Raw genomic sequence first — 6,637 nt, 5'->3', positions numbered from 1 at the left:
TAGGGCTCCAGCAGGATGTCCTGCATCGAGAAGGCGGCGGTGCCGAGGCCGGTCGCCACGAGCCGCCGCCGCGCGCGCGCCTGACCGGCGTAGGACGCCCAGGATTCCGAGAAGCTCGGACGCGGGGCCTCCTTCGTGCGATGGGGGTCGCGCGCCTCCTGCTTCCACAGGGCGAGGCCATTGAGCACGATGGTGACGAGCGCGGTGCCCTGGATCACCTGGATCAGCCGGACCTTCGAGAAGTCGGCGAGCAGCAGGCCGAAGGCCACCGCGCTCACCATCATGCCGACAAGCAGCATCACGCAGAGCAGCGCCACCACCTTCGGCCGGGCGTGCGCCGGCGCGAGGTCGGTGGCGAGCGCCAGCCCCACGGTCTGCGTGGTGTGGAGGCCGGCGCCGACCAGCACGAAGGCGAGCGCGGCGGCGACCTGGCCCGCCCAGAGCGGCCCGGTGGTGTCGCCCGACAGCAGCAGCAGGGCGAACGGCATGATCGCGAGCCCGCCGAACTGGAGCAGCGTGCCGAACCAGATGTAGGGGACGCGCCGCCAGCCCAGCACCGAGCGGTGCGTGTCCGAGCGGAAGCCGACCAGCGCCCGCAGCGGCGCGAAGACCAGCGGCAGGGAGAGCATCAGCGCGACGATCCAGGCCGGCACCTCCAGCTCGACGATCATCACCCGGTTGAGCGTGCCGATCAGCAGCACCGCGGCCATGCCGACGGTGACCTGGAACAGCGCCAGCCGCATCAGGCGCCCGAGCGGCAGTTCCGCCGTCGCGGCGTCCGCGAAGGGGAGGATCGACGGGCCGAGGGTCGCCAGCGACTGGATCAGGCGGGGGCCGAACTTCATGGGGCGAGCCCTCCCCCCTCTGCGAGGGACGTTGGCGCGACCTGGCTCCCTCTCCCAGGGGGAGAGGGTTGGGGTGAGGGGCGTGACCTCTCCGGCACGTTCTCATCCCTCACCCTGTCCCTCTCCCGCACGGGAGAGGGGACCCGCGACAGCTCGATCGCGTTCGAGAGGTAGAAGCCGCTGTTGATCCGCTGCGTCCGCGTCACTGAAAATTCCGCCAGCGCCGGCTCCCGCGCGATCCGCGTCCGCAGGGTACCCTGCGTGATCGGCACGATCGCCGGCGCCCGGTCGCGCTTGGGAAACAGCGTGCCGGCGGCGTGCATCACCGTCAGCAGGGCGGTGCGCGGGGCCACCGTGAACACCACCGAGCCGCGGGTGCGCTCGCCGAGCCGGGCGAGCGCGCGGGCGATGTCGGCGGCCTCGTAGTGGATCAGCGAATCCATCGCGACGACGTGGTCGAACGTCCCGAGCGCGGGATCGAGCATGTCGCCGACGCGGAAGTCGATCCGCCCGCCCGCGGCGGCGCCGGTGCGCTCGCGGGCGAGGCCGACCAGCGTCGCCGAGACGTCGGTCGCCACCACCTCGGCGCCGCGCCGCGCCGCCTCGAGGCTGAACGCCCCGGTGCCGCAGCCGGCGTCGAGCACGCGCAGGCCGGTGAGGTCGTCCGGCAGCCACGACAGCAGCGTGCCCCGCATGGCGTCGCGCCCGGCGCGCACCGTCGCGCGGATCTTCGAGACGGGGGCGTCGGAGGTGAGCCGCGCCCACGCCTCGACCGCGGTGCGGTCGAAGTAGGTGGTGAGCTGCCCGCGGCGCTCGGCGTAGGTGGTGCTGGTCATCGCCAAAGCCCTAGTCAAACCCGAGGAATTCGAAGAGGTCGCGGTCCTTCATCGGGATCGCGGAGAGCGGCTTGCCGCCGCCGTAGAGGTAGGCGGCTAGCCGCATGTACTCGGTCGTCACCGCTTCGAGTTCCGGCGTCGGGTCCATCTCGAACAGGGTCCGCTTCTTCAGGCGCGAGCGCCGGACCACGTCGAGGTCGGGGAAGTGCGCGATCCGCTCCAGGCCGACGGCGGCGTTGAAGCGGTCGATCTCGTCGGTGTTGGCCGAGCGGTTGGCGATGACGCCCCCTAACCGCACCGGATAGTTCTTCGCCTTGGCGTGGATCGCGGCCACGATCCGGTTCATCGCGAAGATCGAGTCGAAGTCGTTGGCGGTGACGACCAACGCCTGCTCGGCGTGCTGGAGCGGCGAGGCGAAGCCGCCGCAGACCACGTCGCCGAGAACGTCGAAGATCACCACGTCGGTGTCCTCCAGCAGGTGATGCTCCTTGAGAAGCTTCACCGTCTGCCCGACGACGTAGCCGCCGCAGCCCGTTCCCGCCGGAGGGCCGCCGGCTTCCACGCACATCACGCCGTTGTAGCCTTCCGCCACGAAGTCCTCGACGCGCAGTTCCTCGGAGTGGAACTGCACGGCTTCAAGGGCATCGATCACGGTGGGCGCGAGGCGCTTGGTGAGCGTGAAGGTCGAGTCGTGCTTGGGGTCGCAGCCGATCTGAAGCACGCGCTTGCCGAGCTTGGAGAAGGCCACCGACAGGTTCGACGAAGTCGTCGACTTGCCGATGCCGCCCTTGCCGTAGACGGCGAAGACCTTGGCCGTCGTGCCGATGGCGACGTCGAGGGAGACCTGGACGCTGCCCTCGGGCTCGCGCCGCGCGACGACGGGATTGCGGATGGCGATGTTCATGCGGCGACGCCTCTCATGGCTGAAACCCCCGGCAGGATGCCTTCGAGGCGGTCTTCGAGCTCGTCGCCGGCCTGGGCCAGCGCGTCGAGCATTGCGGCGTCGGGTTGCCAGAAGCCGCGCTGGTGCGCCTCGATCAGGCGGTTGGCGACCTTGGCCGAGGCGGTCGGGTTGAGCGCGGCCATGCGCTCGCGCATCGCGGGGTCGAGGACGAAGGTCGTGGTGATCTCGCGGTAGACCCACGGATCGACCTGCGCCGTGGTCGCCGACCAGCCCATCGTGTTGGTGACGTGGGTCTCGATCTGGCGGACGCCCTCGTAGCCGTGGGCGAGCATGCCCTCGTACCATTTCGGGTTGAGGATGCGGGTGCGCGTCTCGATCGCGACCTGCTCGTTGAGGGTGCGGACGCAGCCCTCGCCGCGGGTCTGGTCGCCGATGTAGACCGGCGCGTCGACCCCGCCCTTGGCGCGCTTGACCGCCCGGCTGATGCCGCCGAGCGTGTCGAAGTAGTGGTCCACGGTGGTGACGCCGAGTTCCACCGAATCGAGGTTCTGGTAGGCCAGATCCACGTCGGCGAGCACGCTCTTCAGGAGCGCGGTCCGCTGCACCGGCCGGCCGTCGCGGCCGTAGGCGAAGCCTTTGCGCCGGGAATAGGTCTCGGCGAGTTCGTCCTCCTCGTCCCAGCGGCCGTTCTCGACGAGGTGGTTGACGTTCGAGCCGTAGGCGCCGTCGGCGTTGCCGAACACCCGCAGCGCGGCGGTCTCGAAGTCGCCGCCGTGGACGCGCTGGTAGTCGAGCGCGTGGAGGCGGACGAAGTTCCGCTCCACCGGCTCGTCGGCGGAGGCCGCGAGCAGGCAGGCTTCCGCGATGAGCTTGATCTGCAAGGGCAGCAGATCGCGGAAGATGCCCGACAGGGTGACGACCACGTCGATGCGGGGGCGGCCGAGCTCTTCCAGCGGGATCAGCTCGGCGCCCGCGAGCCGGCCGTAGCCGTCGAAGCGGGGCCTCGTGCCGATCAGCGCCAGCACCTGGCCGATCGGGCCGCCCTCGTTCTTGAGGTTGTCGGTGCCCCACAGGACGATGGCGACCGACTTCGGCAGGGGCAGGCCGTCCGCCCTATGCCGGTCGAGGATGCGCTGGGCCTGGCGCGCGCCGTCCTGCACCGCGTAGGCGCTGGGGATGCGGAACGGGTCGAAGCCGTGGAGGTTTCGCCCCGTGGGCAGGATGGCGGGCGTGCGCAGCAGGTCGCCGCCCGGCGCCGGGCGGATGAAGCGGCCGTCGAGCGCCCGGAGCAGCGCCGGCACCTCGTGGTCCTCGGTGAGTTGCCGGTCGGTGGCGGCCAGTTCGCGCAGGATCGCGAGGTCGGTGGCCTTCGGCACCGGGCCGGCGGCGGCGAGCGCAGCCTCCGGCGAGGCACCGCCGACCAGCGCGGCCACCGATGCCCGCTCCAGGCGGGTGCCGTGGCTGGAATCGGCCATCGACAGCAGCATGTCCACGCGCTCGGCCGGGGAGAGCGGCTGGCCGACGACGTGGAGCCCGTGCGGGATCAGCGTGTATTCGAGTTCGAGCACCGCCCGGCCGATGCGGCCGACCTCCGCCTCCGCCGCGTCGCCCCAGGCGGGCTCCGCGGGGGACAGGTCGACCAGCGCCGCCTGGGCCTGGACCAGGACCGCGAGTTCGGCCCGCTCGTGGTCGGCGTCGGGCTCCAGCCCGCGCCAACGCTCGATCGAGCCCTTCAGCTCGACCAGCCCGCGATAGAGCCCGGCATGGGCGATCGGCGGCGTCAGGTAGCTCACCAGGGTCGCGGCCGAGCGCCGCTTGGCGATAGCGCCCTCCGACGGGTTGTTGGCGGCGTAGAGGTAGATGTTGGGCATGTCGCCGATCAGCCGGTCGGGCCAGTCGGTGGCCGTGAGGCCGGTCTGGCGGCCGGGCATGAATTCGAGCGCGCCGTGCGTGCCGAAATGGATGAGCGCGTGCGCTTTGAAGTCCTCGCGCAGCCAGCGGTAGAAGGCGGAGAAGGCGTGCGTCGGCGCGAACCCCTTCTCGAACAGCAGGCGCATCGGGTCGCCCTCGTAGCCGAAGGCGGGTTGCACCCCGATGAAGACGTTGCCGAACTGCGCGCCCAGCACGAAGATCGACGCGCCGTCCGATTGCTGCTTGCCCGGCGCCGGGCCCCATTGCGCCTCGATCTCGGCCAAGTGCTTCTCGCGCCGGACGTGCTCGTCGGCCCGGATGCGGACGTGGACGTTGGCCTGCGCGCCGAAGCGGGCGCTGTTGCCGACGACGACGCCCTCGCGCAGGGCGTCGACGCTCTCGGGCACCTCGACCGCGTAGCCGGCGGCCTTCATCGCCGTGAGCGTGCGGTGGAGCGACTCGAACACCGAGAGGTAGGCGGCGGTGCCGGTGTTGCCGGCGTTCGGCGGGAAGTTGAACACCACGAGGCCGACCTTGCGCTCGGCGCGCGCCGAGCGGCGCAGGCGCACCAGCTTCTCGACGCGGGCGGCGAGCATGCCGGCGCGCTCGACGCACGGGTGCATGTCGCGGTCGTCCTCGCCCGACGGGAAGACGCAGGCGACGTGGCATCCCTTGCAGGCGACGCCCGCCTTGTCCGAGCGGCCGCCGAAGACGATTGGGCCGGTGGCGCCGTCGAGTTCGGGGATCGCGACCATGATGGTCGATTCGACCGGCAGCAGGCCGCGGTCCGAGGCGCCCCACTGCTCCAGGGTCTGCAACTCGGCCGGATGCGCCGCGACGTAGGGGACGTCGAGGCGGGCGAGCACTTCTTCGGCCGCGCGCGCGTCGTTGTAGGCCGGGCCGCCGACGAGCGAGAAGCCGGTGAGCGAGACCAGCGCGTCGATCACCGGCACGCCGTCCTGAAGGAAGTAACGCTCGATCGCGGGCCGCGAATCGAGGCCGCTGGCGAACGCCGGGATCACGCGCAGGCCGCGGGCTTCGAGCGCGGCGATGACGCCGTCGTAGTGCGCGCTGTTGCCGGCCAGCATGTAGGAGCGCAAGCCGAGCACGCCGACCGTGCCGCGCGGGCCGCCGCCGGGGAGCGCGCCGGCATCCTCGGACATGCGTCCGGGCAGGCGCGGATGGTACACGCCGACATCCGGGTAGACGACGGGGGCTGCGGCCTTCGACAGGCCGCGCAAGCCCTTGCGCGGGCCGTCGGCGTAGCGGTCCACCAGCATGCGGACCATGTTGAGGACGTTCTCGTCCGATCCCGCGAGCCAGTATTGCAGGGTGAGGAAGTAGGCGCGCACGTCCTGCGCGGTGCCGGGGATGAAGCGCAGGATCTTGGGCAGGCGCTTGAGCATCTTCATCTGCTCGGCGCCGGCGCTGGCGCTGCGCTCCTTGGGCGAGCCGCGCAGGCGCTTCAGCAGCGCCATCGCCCCGCCCTGCGAGCCGTCCATCTTGAAGGCGCCGACCCGCGTCAGCTTCGTCACCTCCGACGCGCTGAGCATGCAGATCAGCGCGTCGCAGGCATCGCGGCGCGCGCGGAGGTCGGCGAGGATCGGCTGGAAGTGATCCTCCATGAACAGCATCGCGCAGACCACGATGTCGCCGTCGGCGATGTCGGCGCGGCAGCGCGCGAGCTTCTCCGGATCGCCGCCGAACTCGGAGGCCGCGTGCAGCACGAGCGACAGGCCGGGGATCTCGCGCTGCAGGAGCTTGCGCGCGCGCTCGGCGGCGCTCGCCAGATGGGTGTCCATCGTGACGATGACGACCCGCATCGGGGCGGGCTCAGCGGCCGAAATGCGATTTGGCATCGTACAGCGTCTCGACGGTGACGACAGCGAGATTGCGCTCGCGCGCGAAGCGTTCGGTGTTGGCGCGGGCCTTGCCGCGCACGAAGAACGGGATCTTCTTCAGTTCCTTCTCCGCGTCGCCCGACCAGACGAAGACCAGCGGTGCGGCCTCGGCGGCCGCGGGCCCCGACGGGGCGGGGGCCGGCGGCGCGGCCTCGGCGGGCTCGGCTTGGGCGGGCTCGGCCGGGGCCTTGCCGCCGAGATGCGAGGGCGCGCGGTCGTTGAACTCGGGGTCCTCGCGGA

4 protein-coding genes and 1 pseudogene are annotated in these 6,637 nt (G+C 71.4%); all 5 read right to left on the bottom strand.

Annotated features, from left to right (window positions below; translation table 11 throughout):
• A partial coding sequence (locus ACFE8Y_RS20100; RefSeq protein WP_375466143.1) for an MFS transporter occupies positions 1-845 on the bottom strand: 845 nt, incomplete at its 3' end.
• Positions 842-1,681 (bottom strand): magnesium protoporphyrin IX methyltransferase, encoded by an 840-nt coding sequence (bchM, locus tag ACFE8Y_RS20095; RefSeq protein ID WP_375466142.1) that lies wholly within the window; start codon positions 1,679-1,681, stop codon positions 842-844. The genes bchM and ACFE8Y_RS20100, both read right to left, overlap by 4 nt.
• A 10-nt stretch (positions 1,682-1,691) precedes the next feature.
• Positions 1,692-2,585: a ferredoxin:protochlorophyllide reductase (ATP-dependent) iron-sulfur ATP-binding protein gene (gene bchL / locus ACFE8Y_RS20090; RefSeq protein WP_375466141.1), complete on the bottom strand. Its 894-nt coding sequence runs from the start codon at positions 2,583-2,585 to the stop codon at positions 1,692-1,694.
• Positions 2,582-6,355, bottom strand: a complete 3,774-nt coding sequence (locus tag ACFE8Y_RS20085; RefSeq protein WP_375466140.1) for a magnesium chelatase subunit H — start codon at positions 6,353-6,355, stop codon at positions 2,582-2,584. The genes bchL and ACFE8Y_RS20085 overlap by 4 nt, the downstream gene beginning before the upstream one ends.
• Positions 6,330-6,637: pseudogene (locus ACFE8Y_RS20080) on the bottom strand (ferredoxin:protochlorophyllide reductase (ATP-dependent) subunit B); the annotation flags it as partial. The pseudogene ACFE8Y_RS20080 and the gene ACFE8Y_RS20085, both read right to left, overlap by 26 nt.

This window comes from uncultured Methylobacterium sp. (assembly GCF_964242245.1).
GTDB lineage: Bacteria > Pseudomonadota > Alphaproteobacteria > Rhizobiales > Beijerinckiaceae > Methylobacterium.
Note: the sequence above shows the minus strand (reverse complement) of the source record. Positions and strands in the feature narration are given on the sequence as shown.